The sequence below is a fragment of the Streptomyces sp. NPDC102514 genome, assembly GCF_055584525.1.
On record NZ_JBVJLW010000003.1, the window covers coordinates 672,033 to 689,252 of the forward strand.

The following is a 17,220-nucleotide window of genomic DNA, read 5'->3' on the forward strand; positions in this document are numbered from 1 at the left end:
CGTGGGTGCCACGATTCCGGCGCCGTCATGTTTACGTAAACATCGCCACCGACCCAGCCCTGGCCGAGAGTTCGGCCGGGGCAGCTTCGGGCGTTCGATGTTTACGCAAACATCCGCCCGCGCGCAGGCCCCGCCGCTGTGCTGCGCCGTCCTCCTCAGAAAGGGCACGATGATGCGCAGAACCCCCACCGGCCCCCGCTCCACTCCCCGGCTGCGCGCCACTCTGGTGGCCCTGGCGATCGCCGCGAGCAGCGGTACGGGCATCGCCGCCGCCCCTGCCGCCACCGCCGCGCCGAGCGTCGACACGACGCAGTTCAAGGGCGTGAACTGGGCCGATCCCCGCGACAACTTCGCCGACGATCCCGTCGTGCTCTCCGGTCTGTCGACCTCCGACGGCTATGCCCGCACCTACGCCAAGGCGACCCGGGTGATCTCGGGGTTCCGCGCGAACCTCGGCGCCGACACCGTCCGGTTGCCGATCAACCCGTACACCGTCGACGGCTCGTACTGGAAGTCCTACCGCGGGGTCATCGACGCGGCGTCGGACAAGGGCTTCAAGGTGATCCTTTCCTACTGGGAGGGCACCGGCCCGCGCAAGGACGGCTTCATCGACGACCCCGCCACGTACTGGCCCATGTGGAACACCGTGGTGAAGGCGTACAAGGACGACAAGCGCGTCTACTTCGAACCGATGAACGAGCCGCACGGTTACACGGACACCGAGTGGGCCGACATCGCCGCGAAGTGGCTGGACACGTACCGGAACGTGCCCCGCGATCGCGTGTTCGTCAGCGGCGCCGGCTACAACGACCACGTCACGTCCGTCTGCGCCGACCCGCGCCTGAAGGGCACCTATCTGTCGCTCCACCACTACGGGTTCTGGAAGGAGTACGCCACCTACGACGAGTGGGTCGCCGACCTCAAGGTGCGCATCGGTGACTGCGCCGGCCGGACCGTGGCGGACGAGTTCGGCTCCCCCATGACCACCGGGCTCGACTACAACAAGCCGGCGCCCGACAACAACTTCGTCAACTACCTGCAGGCCGTCACCGACACGTTCCGCGAGCTCAAGATGGGTTCCGTGTACTGGCCGGGGCTGCGCACCGACGACACGTACTCGCTGCAGACCCTGGTCGGTGACCCCGCCCGGCCGGGGCTGGCCACCACCAACCAGTCCGGCGCCGACCGGCTGGCCTGGGCCTGGGGACGCGGCAAGCCCGTCCGGCCCTGACCGCGTACCGGCCGTTTCCTGTCCGGGTCCTGGCAGCACCCTCGGCGAGGCCGTGGCCCTCCGGGCCCCCGGGCCGCCCCGGGCCCCCGGACGGATCCTCCTTGCCCTTGTGCCCTTGTGGCCTCACGGGAGGTGCGGAGAGGGAATACTGGGCGGGAAACGACGACACTCCAGGGGTGGTCAGCGTGGACAGAGCGTGGGAGGCGGACCTCGCCGGCGACGTGCCGGACGTGTCGTCCGCACGGTCCACGGGCACCCTCCAGGTGCGCCCGCTGGCGGACCGGTCGGGCTGGCAGGCCGCGGGCGAGGTCAGTCTGGCGACCCGCACGGCCTGGGAACGGGCGCTGGACCGGCTGGCTCTGGAGGATGTCGAGGTGTGCCACTTGGAGCTCTCGGCGGTCACCTTCGTCGACGTCGCCGGTGTCTCCGCCCTCGCGGCGGCGGTTCAAGGTCTGCCCGAAGGACGTCGCATCATGATCGAACAGCCACCTGCCGCCGTGGGACGGGTACTGGACATGTTCTGGCCCGACCTGCCGGGCGTGGAGGTGGTGGCGCGATGACGGCCCCGCTCTCCGACGCGTTCGTGCATCCCGCCCTGTTCTACCGGGGCGAGGAGGAGTACGTGAACGGCACCGTGCCGTTCATCCGGGAGGGTCTGGCGGCCGGCGAACCGGTGGCGGTCGCCGTGCCAGGCCCGAAGCTGGACGTTCTGCGCTCCGCCCTGGGCGACGACGCGACGGATGTGCGCTTCATCGACATGACGCAGGCGGGGCGCAATCCCGGACGGATCATCCCCAGGGTGCTGAGCGTGTTCGCCGACGCCCACCCGAAGGCTCGGGTCCGGATCGTCGGGGAGCCGATCTGGCCCGATCGCTCCGGCGTGGAGTACCCGGCCTGTGTCCAGCACGAAGCGCTGATCAACTCCGCGTTCGAGGGGCGGGACGCGACGGTCCTGTGTCCCTACGACGAGGCGGGGCTCAGTGAGCAGGTACTGACCGACGCGTACGCGACGCATCCGGTCGTGATCTCCGGCGGCCGGTGGCGCAACAGCCCGTCGTACGCGCCCGAGCGGGTGGTCGAGCGGTACAACGAACCCCTGCCGGTGGCGGAGGGGGCGGAGGGGTACGTCTTCGGGGCGGACGAGCTGCCGACGGCCCGGTCCTTCGTGACCGAGCGGGCCGCGCGGTTCGGTCTGTCCGGCGTCCGGCTGGACGACCTGGCGCTGGTCGTGGCCGAGCTGACCACCAACAGCGTCGTGCACGGGGGTGGTTCGGGCACGGTGTATGTGTGGGGCGAGGGCGGGCAGGTGGTGTGCGAGGTGCGTGACGAGGGGGAGCTGAAGGATCCGCTCGCCGGGCGGCGGGCTTCGCCTCCGGCGCAGGTGGGTGGGCGAGGGTTGTTGTTGGTGAACTACCTCGTGGATCTGGTGCGTGTTCGTACGGGGGCTGAGGGTACGGTCATTCGCTGTTACGTCGACGTCTGAGGGTTTGCCCTTCGGGGTGGCTTGTGGGTGCGTTTGCGGGTGCGGGCCCGTTGTGGCTGGTCGCGCAGTTCCTCGCGCCCCTGGGGGTTGGGGTCTGGGCTGATGAAGATGGTCACCCGAAATCGGGGGTGGCCGGTCGCGCGGTTCCCCGCGTCGCCGGGAGTCGGGGCATGGGTGGGGGCGGGTGGGATACCCGGGCGGTATGTCAAGGACATCTGAATCCGAGCAGCAGGCTCCGGGACCGGCGGAGCAGATCGAGGAACGGGCGCCGGACAGGCTCCACGAGTTGCCGAAGCGGTCCTGGCTGGCCGTCCTCAAAGGCACGGTCAAGGAGTTCCAGGACGACGAGCTCGCCGACAGGGCCGCGGCACTGACGTACTACGGGGTGCTCTCGCTGTTCCCGGCCCTGCTGCTCCTGGTCTCGATCCTGGGCATCGCCGGCAAATCGGCGACCCAGGAGGTCCTGGACAACATCAAGAAGCTGGCTCCCGGTTCCGCCCGGGACATCATCAGCGACGCGGTGACGCAGTTGCAGGGCCGGGGCGGTATCGGCTCCGTCATGGCCGTGGTCGGTGTCGTGCTCGCCGTGTGGTCGGCCTCCGGCTACGTGGCGGCGTTCATCCGCTCCGCCAACGCCGTCTACGACATGCCGGAGGGACGCCCCGTCTGGAAGGTGCTGCCCATCCGCGTGGGTGTGACCGTCGTCTTGCTGGTGCTGGCGGTGATCAGCGCGCTGATCGTGGTGTTCACCGGTGGTCTGGCCCGCGAGGCGGGCAGCGCGCTGGGGATCGGCGACACGGCGCTGACGGTGTGGTCGATCGCGAAGTGGCCGGTGCTGGTCGTGCTCGTCACCGTCATGATCGCCCTTCTCTACTGGGCGACTCCGAACGTGAAGGGCCGCGGCTTCAAGTGGATCACTCCCGGGAGCGTGCTGGCCCTGCTGATCTGGATGATCGCCTCGGCCGGGTTCGCGTTCTACGTGGCGAACTTCAGCTCGTACAACAAGACCTACGGCACACTCGCCGGTGTCATCGTCTTCCTGGTCTGGCTGTGGATCAGCAATATCGCGATCCTGCTCGGGTTGGAGTTCGACTCCGAGATGGCACGGCAGCGCGCCATCGCGGGCGGTCTGCCGGACACCGAGGAGCCCTACGTTCCGCCCCGGGACACCCGCGCCTGGAGCGACGAGGAGCAGGCCCGTATGGAATGAGGCGCCATCGGGAACCCCGGGAGGGTGTGAGGGCGTCGGCCCGTCACCCCGCCGTGCGCGCGATTTCGGCTACGGCCTCCACGGCCCGGTCCAGTTCGGCATGGGTGTTGTAGTAGTGCGGTGAGAGTCGCACGAGGGGGTGAACGTCCCGCGCCTCCGTGTCGAACTGGGTGTGTTCGGGCACGGTCGTGCTCACGTTGATCCCCTGCCGCGCGAGCGCCCCGGCGACGTCCGCGGTGGGCACGGCGTCGACCTTCGCGGTCACGATGGCGCACCGGACCCGGCCGAGGTCGTACGTGCTGACACCGGGCAGGGCGTCGAGGGCCTCGCGCAGATACGCGCCGAGGGCCATGGCCCGCTCCCCGATCGGTTCCAGGCCCAGGTCGAGGGCCTGGCGGACTGCCACTCCCAGGCCCAGGACGTTGGCGTAGCTCGCTTCCCAGCTCTCGAAGCGCCGTGCGCCGGCGTGCCAGGTGAAGCTCCGCTCGCCGTCCCAGGTCGCCGCCTCGATGTCGCTGACGAACGGGTCGAGGTAGTCCAGGGCCTCGCTGCGGACCCACAGGAAGCCGGTGCCGCGCGGGCCCCGCAGGAACTTGCGGCCGGTGGCGGTGAGCATGTCGCAGCCGATGTGGGTGACGTCGACGGGGAACTGCCCCACGGACTGTGTGGCGTCGAGCAGGAACGGCACGCCTGCGGCTCGCGCGATCCGGCCGATCTCGTGCGCCGGATTGACCAGGCCGCCGCTGGTGGGGATGTGGGTGACGCCGATGAGCCGGGTGCGCTCGTCGATCAGTGCGGTCAGCGCCGCGGTGTCGAGCCGGCCGAACTCGTCGTCGGGGACCACCACGACCTCGGCGCCGGACCGCCGGGCGGTCTGAAGATACGCCAGTACGCTGCTGCCGTACTCCGAACGACCGGTCAGGATGCGGTCGCCCGGCTTGAAGGTCATCGAGTAGAAGGCGGCGTTCCACGCGTGCGTGGAGTTGTCGAAGAGCGCGATCTCGTCGGGCCGCCCGCCCACCAGTCGGGCGAGGTTCGTGCGGGTGGCGTCGATGCGGTCCCTCTCCTGGCGGGCGGCCTCGTATCCGCCGATGTCCGCCTCCAGTTCCAGGTGGGAGGTCATCGTCGCGAGGGTCCGCCGGGAGAGCAGCCCGGCCCCGGCGTTGTTGAGGTGCACGCGGTGTGCGGTGCCGGGGGTCTCCGCGCGGAGCGCCTCGATGTCCAGGCCGGGGTGTTCCACACTGCCGCTTTGCACTCTGCTGTCTTCCACGGTGCCGTGTCCAACGCTGGTGTGTTCCATGACGGTGTGTTTCCATCCGCCCGGCGTTCGTATGCCTCCCCCGCGCTCGCCGGGTCCGCCCGCACTCCCCGGGTCCGGAAGAAAGCCGTCGATCGGTGGATATCGATCTCCTGAGCGGAAAGGATCCAGCGTAGGCATGGGTGCTTACGTACAGGGGGCGGAGGACGCGAGTGCCGAGCGAGGGGCACAAGTCCCACAACGAGGTGCGCGGCGACGTGTACGGCTCGGTCGTCCAGGCGGGCTCCGTACACGGCGGTATCCACATCGGTTCGCCGCCCGCTGCCGTCCAGCAGACGCCCTGGCAGTTTCCCCCGCTGGTCCGGGCGGTCGACCGGTCGTCGGAGCTGGCGGCGCTTGAGCGTCATCGTGCCCGCGCCGCGCGGGACGGGCGGCCGGCGCTGGCCGCGGTGAGCGGACTGGGCGGAGTCGGAAAGACCACGGTCGCCCTGAGATGGCTGCACTCGTTGCGCCGCCAGTGTCCGGCCGGTCAGCTACACGCGGACCTGGGGGCGCAGTCGCCGGACGGGCCGGAGCAGCCGGGAGAGATCCTCGCGCGTTTCCTGCGGGCCTTGGGCGTGCCCGCCCAGCAGGTCCCGGCGCTGCTCGCCGAACGAACCGTGATGTACCGGTCGTTGACCGCCGACCGGAGCCTGGTGGTCCTGCTCGACGACGCCGCGACCGCCGCTCAGGTCAGGCCGTTGCTGCCCGGAGGCAGCAGCGTCACCGCGGTGACCAGCCGCAGACGGCTGCCGGGACTGACCGTCGACGGCTGCTATCCGGTCCATCTGGAAGCACTGGCCCTCGACGCGGCTGTCGAACTGCTCACGGACACCCTCGCGGACGGGCGGGTGGCCGAGGAGCCCGAGGACGCCCGGGCACTGGTCGAGTTGTGCGCCGGGCTGCCGTTGGCCGTCCGGATCGCCGGCGCCCGGCTCGCGGCGCGCCCCGGGCGGAGTATCGCCACCATGGTCCGCTCACTGGCCGCGGAGCATCAGCGACTGGAGGCACTGGCCATCGACGGCGACCACAACGTCCGAGCCGCACTGGATCTGTCGTACCAGGCACTGCCGCCTGCGGCGGCCCGGCTCTACCGCTTGCTGGGGCTGCACCCCGGCCGGGAGTTCGACGCCTCGGTGGCCGTGGCGCTGCTCCCCGCGGAGGCTGATGCGACGCGCTCGCTGGACGTGCTCCACGAGGCGAGCCTCCTCGTGGACGCCTCGGGAGAACGGCATCGCTTCCACGATCTCGTACGGCTGCACGCCGCCGCGAAGGCGAGGGAGGACGAGTCGCCGCAGGACCGTGCGGAGGCCGTGCGCCGTATCGCCGACCACTATCTGGCGAGCGCGACGCGCGCCGAGGAGATCGTCGACCCCCAGCACCGGACCATGGCCCGGGACTACGGCTTCGTCCCGGTGGTGGTCGCGGAGGTGGGACCCGGTTCCGAGGCCGCTCTGGACTGGCTGGAGCGTGAACTGCCCAACTTGATGGCGGTCATCCACCAGGCCCGGTCCGCCGGATTCCCCACCGTCTGCTGGCAGCTCGCCGACGCGTTGTGGCCGCTCTTCCTGCGTCGGAAGTTCTACGACGACTGGTGCGCCGCGCACCGGGAGGGCCTGGCGGCGGCGCGGGAGCTGGGGGACGCGGCGGCCGAGTGCCGGATGCTGACCTCGGGCGGTGTCGGGGAACTCGGCGCCGGGAACCCCGACGGAGCCCTGGCGATGTTCGAGCAGGCGGCACGGCTGTTCCTCGCACGCGGTGACCTGCTCGGTCATGCCCGTACGCTCAACTACCGTGGCCTCGCGCTGCAGCGGCTCGGGCGGCCGGACGAGGCCGCCGGGTTCTTCGCGCGCGCCGCCACCGAGTTACCGGGGAACGGTGACGAGCGGGCCGGAGGGCTGGCCAGGCTCAACCTCGCCGATGTCGCCCTCGCGACCGGGCAGGCCGAGGAGGCGATCCGCCATGCCGGAGTCGCCCACACCACGCTTCTGGATGCGGGCGACACCTACAACGCCGCGCGCGCGACCACACTCCTGGGCCGTGCGCATCTCGTCGTGAACGGGCTCGACCGGGCGGAGGAACTGCTGTCCTCGGCATGGGCGATCCTGCGCGGCATGACGGCGAACTACGAGACGGCCCGCGCCGCCGGAGGCCTGGCGGAGGTCTCCGAGCGACGCGGACGGACGGACCTCGCCCGGACCCGTTACCGCGAAGCGCTGGAGCTCTATTCCTCCGTGGGCCGGTCCGGGTCCGACGAGGCCGAGGAGACCCGGAGCCGGCTCCGGCGGTTGGAGCGGAGCGAGCCCGACGGGACGTGAGCACGCGGGTGGCGACCGCCCGCGGACCCGTGCGCCGACGCGGACAGCCCGGCCACCAGCCATGCGTGCGTCAGCGAGGCGACGGTCTCCCAGAATCCCTCCGGCTGTCCCGGCCCGCCCGCTTCGAGCACGAGCATCCTGCCGTCCGGGCCCAGCCGTATCCAGCAGCGGGAGCCGTGATGCACCGCCACGACCAGGGCCCCCGGACTCGACGCGGCCAGCCCGTCGGCCCGCCACGCTCCCTCGCCCCGCGCGACCAGCACATCGCCCAGCGCCTGCCACCGGTTCCGCGCGCAGGCCCGGACCCTGACGTGCTCATCCACGAAGAGCGTCCCGGAACACGGATTCACGAGCACGGTCCGGACCCGCACCACCGCATCACGGTCGTACGAGGTTCGGTCGGACGGGGCCCGTCCGTACGGGGTCCGGTCGTCCGGGGCCATGGGCACCGCCGTCCGGGACATCGCGGCGAGGAGCGTCATCGGGGCACCGCGCTGCCGGGGCCGTCGTGGCGCACCGGCAGCGGAAGTCGTGCCGGTTCCGTGGTGGTGCTGGCCGCCGGTGCCCGCAGATGGAGCTTGCGGTAGAGCAGCGCGCGCATCCTGCGGGCGAACCGGCCGGGTTCGGAGGTGATCCTGGCCGCGACCCGTTCGTACCGGCGCGCGCTGCGGAACGCGGAACCCCGTTTCAGTTGCGGACGCACCGGTCGGTCCCCCCGCAGTCGCGGGGCGAAGGACATCAGCTCGGCCATCGGTGAGCCCGGATCGACGGGTGCGTCGGAGCGGCCCGCCATCAGCACCGGCGCACCGGTCATCGCGCCGTAGAGCGTCACCGAGCCGTGATCGCCCACGATGTGGTCGGCGGCGACGAGCGTTCCGGCCCAGTCCTCGTACGGGCTGCCCAGGATCAGACCGGAGCGGACCAACTGGGCGAGCCAGGTGCGGACCTGCCAGTCGCCGTGCGCGTTCCAGACGTGCGGATGCAGAAGTGCGGCGATCCGGTACTCGTCCTTGGGCAGTTCGGTGACCAGGCGTTCCAGCGTGCCCCACCCCTCCCCCAGCAGGGAGTCGGGCCCCCAGGTGGAGCAGACGAGAACCAGCTGCTGCCGTGTCCCGACCCCGAGAGCCTCCCGGTACAGCGCCCGTGAGGCGAGACTCGCGGCGATCCGGTCGAAGCTCGGATCGCCCACCACTTCCGCGACCGCCAGCGCCTCCGGGCACTCGCGGCCGAGCCGTGCCAGCTCCTCGTGGTGGGCCAGCACGATGGCCTCGGGCACCACGGCCCCGTCCCGTACGAGTCGCTGCCTGCTGAGTCCGTAGGCACCCCGCTGGGTCACCGGCCGGCCGCGCTGCCCGACCTGGATGACCTTGTTGTGTCCGGCCCCGTGGGGAAGGACGACCACGGGCGCGTGCAGTTCGTGCAGGCTGCCGTGGCCCGCGGCCAGAGCGAGGTCGAAGCCTGTCTGTACCGCCTGACTCCAGGGAAGTACGAGACCTCCCAGCCGTTCAAGGAACTCACCGACCCCGTTGCTGAACACGTCCGGTGCCTGGGTGAAGAACACCTGCACCCTGCTCTCGCCCTCCAGCAGACGTATCGTGTCGAGCAGTCGCTGACCCGCGATCACGGTGTGCACCACGACCAGGACCCGCCTGCGGGTCCTGCGGGTGGCCCAGCGCTCGACATCCAGACGCACCGGCACATGCCGCCAGTACGGCTCCGGCACTGTCACGCTCATCGTCGAAATCCCCCGGTTCTTCCTGCATCGCCTTCGCGACCGCGATGCTTCGCGGCCGATGGCAGAGGGATGCCCACGGGGCCGGACGGTGGGCCTGCAGGAATCCTGCACTCCTGTGGCACGGCGACGGAGCCCGATGTCCGTGTGCGCCCGTCGCGCTTCGGTGCGCCTGTCCGCCCACCCCTGACTCCATGGAACAGCCGTAGAACAGTGGTATGGCTCACACAGATGTACGGACATCAGCAAAGGCCGTGGGAAGAAGCGCACCCGTCGGGGGGCATGGTGGAACTTCTTGCTCTGGGACCTCTGGAACTCTGGCACGACCAGCGACAGCACGAACTCGGATCGGTGAAAGAGCGCCGCGTGCTGGCCGTACTGCTCCACGCCCGTGGTGAACCGGTGTCGGCGAACACGCTGATGGACCGCGTCTGGGACGGCGAACCGCCCCTGACGGCCCTGGACACCCTGCAGAGTTACATCTCCCGGCTCAGGGGGCGGCTGCGCCGCGCGGCCGGAGACGACAGGGTGGGCGTGGAACGGCCCTCCCTGCGGCTGTACCAACTGCGCGCCGATCCCGACGACATCGACCTGCTGCGCTTCCGGCGGCTGCGCTCGGACGCGCTCGCCGCGGCTGCGCGAGGTGAACGCCCGCTGGCCATAGGCCTGTTGCGGACCGCCGAGGCACTGTGGCGCAGTGAACCCCTGACCGAGTTCAGTGAGAGTTCCTGGGCGCAGTCGGCACGTGACCGGCTCATCGAGGACCACCGCAGGGTCCGGGAGGAACGGATCGGTCTGGAGCTGGAGCTGGGCCGTCACGCGGACCTCGTGGGCGAACTGCGGGAACTGGCCTCCCAGAGCCCGTTCGCCCAGCAGGTGATCGGTTCGCTGATGCTGGCCCTGTACCGCTCCGGACGGCACGACGAAGCGCTCACCGTCTACCGGAACACCCGCACGCGATTACACGAGAGCCAGGGCATCGAGCCGACCGCGGAACTGCAGCAGCTCCACCTGCGCATGCTCGAACAGGACCGGGACCTCCTGCGGACGGAGCCGGGCCCGCGCGACCCGGCCCCGCGTGCGGAGCCCCGCAACTGTCTGCCCCGGGACATCCCCGACTTCACCGGGCGGGCGGGTGAACTGCGCATCCTGCTCGCCGATTCCGCGGCCGGGCAGCGCACGGCGACCGCTCTGCCGGTCACCGTGATCCACGGAATGCCCGGCATCGGCAAGACAGCGCTCGCGGTGCACGCTTCGCACCTGATGTCCGCGGCCTACCCGGACTCCCAGTTCTACGTGGACATGCGGGGCCACAGCGGGCAGCAGCCGCTCGATCCGGCGGACGCCCTGGCCCATCTGCTGCACGCCACCGGCGGGCCCGGTGAACTGCCCGCGGCGCTGGACGAGCGGGCGACCAGATGGCGCGAGTGGACCGCCGGGCGCCGGGTGCTCGTGGTCCTGGACAACGTGCGGGACGCCGCTCAGGTCGGCCCTCTGCTGCCCGGCTCCCCCACCTGCCGGGTCCTCGTGACCACACGGGGCCGGCTGGCCGGACTGGACGGCGCCGCCCACCTGTTCGTGGACACCCTGTCCCGGGAGGAGGCCGTGGCTCTCTTCACCCGGATCGTCGGTGCGTCGAGGGTGTCCGGCGATCCGGAGTGCCTGCGGAGGATCGTGGAAGCCTCCGCCTGTCACCCGCTGGCCACTCAGGTCCTGGCGAGCCGCTTCCGGCACCGGGACTCCTGGGACCTGCAGCATCTGCTCGACCGGCTGGCACAGGCGACGAGCCCGCTCCAGGAGTTCGACACGGTGATCAGCGCGGTGTTCCGGTTCTCGTACACGGAACTCGGCGCCCCCGCACAGGAGTTGTTCCGGCGCCTCGCCCTGCACCCCGGCTCCGACATCACCCTCCGGGCGGCCGAGGCGCTGGCCGGACCGGATCTCGGGAGCGAGCCCGAAGCACTGGAGCGATGCGTCGAGGAACTCATCGACTCCAGCCTCCTGGAGGAGCCGGTCCGCGGACGCTACCGGCTGCACGACCTCACCCGGGCCTACGCCCTGCAGGTGTGCCTCGACACGGACCCGGAAGCGGTCCGGCATGCCGCGGTCGGCCGTCTCGTCGCCCACCACCTCAGCACCGCATACCAGGCCGACCGGCTCTGCCACCCCCATCGCCGGGTGCTCGACCTGAAGCTGCCCGCACAGGCCCGGCCGTCCGCGCCGATGTTCGCGGACGCGGACGGGGCTTCGGTGTGGCTGACCGTGGAGCGCGCCAATCTCGTGGCGATCGCGCGCACGGCCGCCGCCGGACATCCGGAGTACGCGGCCCTGTTCCCGCATGTGCTGGCCAGATCCCTCAAGCTGTGGGGCGCGTGGGACGTCGAGACCGAACTCTTCGACGCGGCCCTACCGGTCCTGCGCGCGTCCGGCGATCGTGCCGCGCTGGCCCGGACCCTCACCGACCACGCGGACCTGCTCGCGCAGCGCAACCATGGCGCGGCCCTGCGCTGCGCGACCGAGGCGCTGGCGATCCACGAGGACCTGGACCAGGCACACGGCCGCGCCGACGCACTCTTCCAGTCGGGCCGTGCGCACCTCGCAGCGGGTCATGGCGACACGTCGTTGCGCGTTCTGGAACAGGCGCTGAAGCTGTACCGCGTGGTGGGCGACCGCTCCGGCGAGGCCGAGTGCCTCAACGTGCAGGGAGTGGTCCTGTACTACGCGGGGCGCTACGACGAGGCCCTGCACAAGGTCCAGGCCATGGAAGCCATCTACGAGGAGCTGCCCGACCCCTACGGGCTGGCACAGGCGCTCAACAACCGTGGCGAACTGGCTTTCCTCCAGGGGCGTTACGCCGATGCCCAGGAGTGCTACGAAAGGTCGCGCGTTCTGATGCGGCAGCACGGCGGCCGTGTCGATCTGGCGATTCTCGACACCAACCTCGGCGGGGTGCACCAGGCCGTCGGGGAGACGGACCAGGCACTCCGCTGCTTCAAGAGCGCTCTCGCCGCCCACCGGTTCAGCGGGGACGCGCTGGGCGAGGCCGACGTGTTGATCAGCATGGGTACGGCCTATGCCCGGTCGGGACGCCGGGGCGAGGCGCTGCTGCATCTCACGATGGCGGAGCAGGTGGCCACCCGTATCGACAACCCGTACGAGCGAATGCGGGCGTTGATCGCCGCGGCGGACGTCCAGCGCGAGTCGGGCCGGCTCGACACCGCGGCCAAGGGCTACGAGCAGGCCCTTGAGGTGGCCGAGCGGATCGAGTTCCCCATGGGTTCCGCCCACGCGCTCGCGGGGCTCGCGCGGATCGCGTCCCTGTCCCCTCGCCCGGCCGACCGGGCCGTCGACCACGGCGAACGGGCTGTCGCCCTGTACCGCGAGTTGGGCGCGGAGGCGGAGGCCGTGAGACTGCTCCAGTTCTTGAAGAACCACAGGTCGACCGGCTCCTGAGCGGTGGCCCAGGAGCCGGTCCTTGCCACTCCGTCGGCCCCGGTCAGCCTCGACCTCCGCCGCCGACGGTCCGCGGTGGGATCACCACATCCAGCGGAGCACCACCGGCGCTGTGAGAGCGGCGAGCATGACCGGCAGGGCAGCGGTGTAGACCTTGTGAAGCACGGCTCTCCTTGCAGTTCGAACTACGCCAGGCCGACGCGAAACGATCACGCGGCAGGCGTAACCTACCGCCCCGGCGAACCCGATGGTTCCGCTTTTCGAGACTCGCCTGCACGTGCGAATGATCGTTCGCCGTCACACCCCCGGGCCTCCCGACAGCCACTCGAACCGCCTGGCCACGGGCCTCCAGCGCCCCGAGACCACCCCCTCACCGGCCGTCGGCCCCGCGTCGGCGGCCGGTGTCGTTCCCGGACAGTTTTCATGTCCTGACGTTGCCGCTCCGCCCGGGCGAAGCCCTCCCCCCGGACGCCCCGCCCGCGAACAGTGTCGGAAAGAAGTCGTGTCCGACGGGTTGCCGAGTAGTTGATTCATTACTTAAATCAACACCTGAACTAAGCGTCACCGCACTGGTATCGGGTTCCCCACCGCACTGGTTCGGGTTCCCCCCGCCCGCTCCTCGCCCTCCACACCCGCACGGAGTCAACGTATGAGACGTCAACGTTTGCGACTCAGATCCCTGGGGTTCGCGCTCGCCACCACGGCCGCGCTCATCACCCTCCCCGCCCAGCTGCCGGCCGCCGCGGCCCAAGCCCCCCTCACCCCCGACAGAACTGCCACCACCTCGGCCGAGGGCAACTCCAGGGCCGCCGCTGCCTGTTCGACCGCCAACGCCGCCCAGGGCAAGCCGGCCACCGCGTCCTCCACGGAGAACGCGGGCACCCCCGCCGCGTCCGCCTTCGACGGCAACAACGGCACCCGCTGGTCCAGCCAGGCGTCCGACCCCCAGTGGGTACGGGTCGACCTCGGCTCGGTCCAGGACATCTGCAAGGTCGACCTCAACTGGGAGGCCGCCTACGGCAAGGACTTCACCATCCAGACCTCGGCCAACGGCCAGGACTGGACGACACTGAAGTCCGTCACAGGCGGCACCGGCGGCACCGCCTCCTACGACGTCAGCGGCTCGGGACGCTACGTCCGGATCAACGGGACGGCCCGCGGCACCGGTTACGGCTACTCGTTGTGGGAGGTCGCGGTGCACACCGGCACCGGCGGCGGCACCCCGCCCGTCGAGGGCGGCGGCGACCTCGGTCCCAACGTCATCGTCGTGGACCCGAACACCCCCAATCTGCAGGCCAAGTTCGACCAGGTCTTCACCCAGCAGGAGTCCAACCAGTTCGGCTCCGGCCGCTACCAGTTCCTGATGAAGCCGGGCACGTACAACGGCATCAACGCGCAACTGGGCTTCTACACCTCGATCTCCGGGCTCGGTCTCAACCCCGACGACGTGAAGATCAACGGTGACATCACCGTGGACGCGGGCTGGTTCAACGGCAACGCCACCCAGAACTTCTGGCGTTCGGCGGAGAACCTGTCGATCAGGCCCGTCAACGGCACGGACCGCTGGGCGGTGGCCCAGGCCGCGCCGTTCCGCCGGATCCATGTCGAGGGCGGCCTCAACCTCGCACCCGCGGGCTACGGCTGGGCCTCCGGCGGCTACATCGCCGACTCGAAGATCGACGGCACGGTCGGCCCGTACTCGCAGCAGCAGTGGTACACCCGCGAGAGCTCGGTCGGCGGCTGGACCAACGGCGTCTGGAACATGACGTTCTCCGGTGTGCAGGGCGCCCCGGCGACGAACTTCGACACCGGTCCGTACACGACGCTGGACACCACTCCGGTCTCGCGCGAGAAGCCGTTCCTGTACCTGGACGGCAATGACTACAAGGTGTTCGTGCCCGCCAAGCGGACCAACGCCCGTGGTGTGTCCTGGCCGGCGAACGCGGGCGGCACGTCGCTCCCGCTCAGCCAGTTCTACGTCGTGAAGCCCGGCGCGACCGCCGCCACCATCAACGCGGCACTGGCGCAGGGCCTCAACCTGCTGTTCACGCCCGGCGTCTACCACCTCGACCAGACGATCAACGTGAACCGTGCCAACACCGTCGTCCTCGGACTCGGCCTCGCCACGATCGTCCCCGACAACGGCGTGGACGCCATGCATGTCGCCGACGTCGACGGGGTCAGGCTGGCGGGCTTCCTCATCGACGCCGGTGCCGCCAAGTCCGACACCCTGCTCCAGGTCGGCGCGCCCGGCTCCTCGGCCGACCACGCCGCCAACCCGACCACCGTGCAGGACGTGTTCGTCCGGATCGGCGGGGCGGGCCCCGGACTGGCCACCCACTCCATGGTCATCAACAGCGACGACGCCATCGTCGACCACACGTGGATCTGGCGGGCGGACCACGGCGCGGGCGTCGGCTGGGAGACCAACCGCGCCGACTACGGGCTTGAGGTCAACGGCGACGACGTCCTCGCGACGGGCCTGTTCGTCGAGCACTTCAACAAGTACGACGTGGTCTGGAGCGGCGAACGCGGCCGGACGATCTTCTTCCAGAACGAGAAGGCCTACGACGTCCCGAACTCCGCCGCCATCACCCATGACGGCATCGTCGGGTACGCCGCCTACAAGGTGGCCGACAGCGTCAACACCCATGAGGCGTGGGGCCTGGGCAGCTACTGCAACTTCACGTCCGACTCGACCATCGTCCAGCACCACGGGTTCCAGGTGCCGGTCAAGTCGGGCGTCAAGCTGCACAGCATCCAGGTGATCTCGCTGGGAGGGAAGGGCCAGTACGCGCACGTCGTGAACAACACGGGTGCGCCGACCTCGGGCTCCGACACCATCCCCTCGAAGATCACCAGCTTCCCGTGACAGTGACGGTGACAGTGACAGCCGGCTGAACAGCGTCCGCGGCCCGTCCTCCCACCGGGAGGGCGGGCCGCGTGCGGAGCGAGATCATCGACCGTTTATCATATGAGCACCGCCTAGCTCGAAAGATAAACCTGTGACTGTCAATGACGACTCGTTCACCAATTGGAAGAACCGCGAGGAGATCGCGGAGTCGATGATCCCGATCATCGGGAAGCTGCACCGCGAGCAGGACGTCACCGTCCTGCTGCACAGCCGCTCCTTGGTGAACAAGTCGGTGGTCAGCATCCTCAAGACCCACCGGTTCGCCCGGCAGATCGCCGGAGTGGAACTGTCGGTCACCGAGACCCTGCCCTATCTGCGGGCTCTGACCACGCTCGACCTCGGCCCCTCCCAGATCGACATCGGGATGCTCGCCGCCACGCACCGCGGCGACGACCGCGGCCTCACGGTCGAGGCCTTCACCGCCGAGGCCGTCGCCGGTGCCACGGGCGCCAACAAGATCGAGAGCCGCGAGGGACGCGATGTCGTCCTGTACGGCTTCGGCCGCATCGGGCGCCTGGTCGCCCGCCTGCTCATCGAGAAGGCGGGTTCCGGGAACGGTCTGCGTCTGCGTGCCGTCGTCGTCCGCCGGGGCGGCGAGCAGGACATCGTGAAGCGCGCCTCGCTGCTGCGCCGCGACTCGATCCACGGCCAGTTCCAGGGCACGATCACCGTCGACGAGGCGAGCAGCACGATCTTCGCCAACGGCAACGCGATCAAGGTGATCTACGCGAACGACCCCTCGGAGGTCGACTACACGGCGTACGGCATCAAGGACGCCGTCCTCATCGACAACACCGGCATCTGGCGTGACCGTGAGGGCCTGTCGCAGCATCTGCGACCCGGCATCGACAAGGTCGTGCTGACCGCGCCGGGCAAGGGTGACGTGCCCAACATCGTGCACGGCGTCAACCACGACATGATCAAGCCGGACGAGCAGATCCTGTCCTGCGCGTCCTGCACCACGAACGCGATCGTCCCGCCGCTGAAGGCGATGGCCGACGAGTACGGGGTGCTGCGCGGGCACGTGGAGACCGTCCACTCGTTCACCAACGACCAGAACCTGCTGGACAATTACCACAAGGCCGACCGTCGTGGCCGCTCGGCGCCGCTCAACATGGTGATCACGGAGACGGGCGCGGCCTCCGCCGTGGCGAAGGCGCTGCCCGACCTCGACGCGCCGATCACCGGCAGCTCGATCCGGGTGCCGGTGCCGGACGTCTCGATCGCGATCCTCAGCCTGCGGCTCGGCCGCGAGACCACCCGCGAGGAAGTCCTCACCTACCTGCGGAACGTGTCGCTGACCTCGCCGCTGAAGCGGCAGATCGACTTCACCACCGCCCCCGACGCGGTCTCCAGCGACTTCATGGGCTCGCGCCACGCCTCGATCGTCGACGCCGGTGCCACCAAGGTCGACGGCGACAACGCGATCCTCTACCTCTGGTACGACAACGAGTTCGGCTACTCCTGCCAGGTCGTCCGGGTCGTCCAGCATGTGACGGGGGTCGAGTACCCGACGTACCCGGCGCCCGCGGTCTGACCGCACCCGGGTGCCCCGGGACGGAATCCCGGGGCACCCGGCAGT

At 70.1% G+C, this 17,220-nt stretch carries 11 protein-coding genes; 8 read left to right on the top strand and 3 right to left on the bottom strand.

Going from position 1 to position 17,220, the window contains the following annotated elements; genetic code table 11:
- Positions 1–172 precede the first annotated feature (172 nt).
- The 4 genes from ACZ60E_RS11095 to ACZ60E_RS11110 all read left to right on the top strand — a co-directional run bounded on the left by ACZ60E_RS11095 (position 173) and on the right by ACZ60E_RS11110 (position 3,924).
- Positions 173–1,231 carry a glycoside hydrolase family 5 protein gene (locus ACZ60E_RS11095; protein WP_469439672.1) on the top strand — a complete coding sequence of 353 codons (1,059 nt, stop codon included), beginning with the start codon at positions 173–175 and terminating at the stop codon, positions 1,229–1,231.
- 185 nt (positions 1,232–1,416) lie between these two features.
- Positions 1,417–1,791: an STAS domain-containing protein gene (locus tag ACZ60E_RS11100; RefSeq protein WP_469439565.1), complete on the top strand. Its 375-nt coding sequence runs from the start codon at positions 1,417–1,419 to the stop codon at positions 1,789–1,791.
- Positions 1,788–2,714, top strand: a complete 927-nt coding sequence (locus ACZ60E_RS11105) for an anti-sigma factor RsbA family regulatory protein (protein ID WP_469439566.1) — start codon at positions 1,788–1,790, stop codon at positions 2,712–2,714. The genes ACZ60E_RS11100 and ACZ60E_RS11105 overlap by 4 nt, the downstream gene beginning before the upstream one ends.
- Before the next feature lie 202 nt (positions 2,715–2,916).
- Entirely contained in the window at positions 2,917–3,924 is a 1,008-nt protein-coding gene (locus ACZ60E_RS11110) for a YihY/virulence factor BrkB family protein (protein ID WP_384808206.1), read from the top strand.
- Between the two features lie 43 nt (positions 3,925–3,967).
- On the opposite strand, the gene ACZ60E_RS11115 is transcribed toward ACZ60E_RS11110, so the two are convergent.
- Complete coding sequence (locus ACZ60E_RS11115) at positions 3,968–5,179, bottom strand: aminotransferase class V-fold PLP-dependent enzyme (RefSeq protein WP_469439569.1); 1,212 nt, start codon at positions 5,177–5,179, stop codon at positions 3,968–3,970.
- 215 nt (positions 5,180–5,394) lie between these two features.
- Between ACZ60E_RS11115 and ACZ60E_RS11120 the strand changes: the two genes are divergently transcribed.
- Positions 5,395–7,539 carry an ATP-binding protein gene (locus ACZ60E_RS11120; RefSeq protein WP_469439571.1) on the top strand — a complete coding sequence of 715 codons (2,145 nt, stop codon included), beginning with the start codon at positions 5,395–5,397 and terminating at the stop codon, positions 7,537–7,539.
- Here the strand turns inward: ACZ60E_RS11120 and ACZ60E_RS11125 are convergent.
- Positions 7,446–8,021, bottom strand: coding sequence for a transcriptional regulator (locus ACZ60E_RS11125; RefSeq protein WP_469439573.1), 576 nt, complete (start codon positions 8,019–8,021; stop codon positions 7,446–7,448). The genes ACZ60E_RS11120 and ACZ60E_RS11125 overlap by 94 nt on opposite strands.
- Positions 8,018–9,274, bottom strand: a complete 1,257-nt coding sequence (locus ACZ60E_RS11130) for a hypothetical protein (RefSeq protein WP_469439575.1) — start codon at positions 9,272–9,274, stop codon at positions 8,018–8,020. Before ACZ60E_RS11130 ends, ACZ60E_RS11125 begins: the two co-directional genes overlap by 4 nt.
- 279 nt (positions 9,275–9,553) lie before the next feature.
- Here ACZ60E_RS11130 and ACZ60E_RS11135 point away from each other — a divergent pair, with 279 nt between their 5' ends.
- From ACZ60E_RS11135 to ACZ60E_RS11145, 3 genes are all read left to right on the top strand, one after another.
- On the top strand, positions 9,554–12,724 hold the full coding sequence (locus ACZ60E_RS11135; RefSeq protein ID WP_469439576.1) for an AfsR/SARP family transcriptional regulator: 3,171 nt from the start codon (positions 9,554–9,556) through the stop codon (positions 12,722–12,724).
- 649 nt (positions 12,725–13,373) lie between these two features.
- Positions 13,374–15,596 carry a discoidin domain-containing protein gene (locus ACZ60E_RS11140; RefSeq protein WP_469439578.1) on the top strand — a complete coding sequence of 741 codons (2,223 nt, stop codon included), beginning with the start codon at positions 13,374–13,376 and terminating at the stop codon, positions 15,594–15,596.
- A 133-nt stretch (positions 15,597–15,729) separates the two neighbouring features.
- The gene (locus tag ACZ60E_RS11145; protein ID WP_384808218.1) at positions 15,730–17,175 is read left to right on the top strand and encodes a glyceraldehyde-3-phosphate dehydrogenase; all 1,446 of its coding nucleotides are present in this window, start codon (positions 15,730–15,732) and stop codon (positions 17,173–17,175) included.
- Positions 17,176–17,220 lie beyond the last annotated feature (45 nt).

Bases quoted from the DNA above. Each gene is read 5' to 3' on its own strand.
- ACZ60E_RS11125 (WP_469439573.1), bottom strand. From the start codon at position 8,021: ATGACGCTCCTCGCCGCGATGTCCCGGACGGCGGTGCCCATGGCCCCG.
- ACZ60E_RS11135 (WP_469439576.1), top strand. From the start codon at position 9,554: ATGGTGGAACTTCTTGCTCTGGGACCTCTGGAACTCTGGCACGACCAG.
- ACZ60E_RS11140 (WP_469439578.1), top strand. From the start codon at position 13,374: ATGAGACGTCAACGTTTGCGACTCAGATCCCTGGGGTTCGCGCTCGCC.
- ACZ60E_RS11105 (WP_469439566.1), top strand. From the start codon at position 1,788: ATGACGGCCCCGCTCTCCGACGCGTTCGTGCATCCCGCCCTGTTCTAC.
- ACZ60E_RS11130 (WP_469439575.1), bottom strand. From the start codon at position 9,274: ATGAGCGTGACAGTGCCGGAGCCGTACTGGCGGCATGTGCCGGTGCGT.
- ACZ60E_RS11110 (WP_384808206.1), top strand. From the start codon at position 2,917: ATGTCAAGGACATCTGAATCCGAGCAGCAGGCTCCGGGACCGGCGGAG.
- ACZ60E_RS11095 (WP_469439672.1), top strand. From the start codon at position 173: ATGCGCAGAACCCCCACCGGCCCCCGCTCCACTCCCCGGCTGCGCGCC.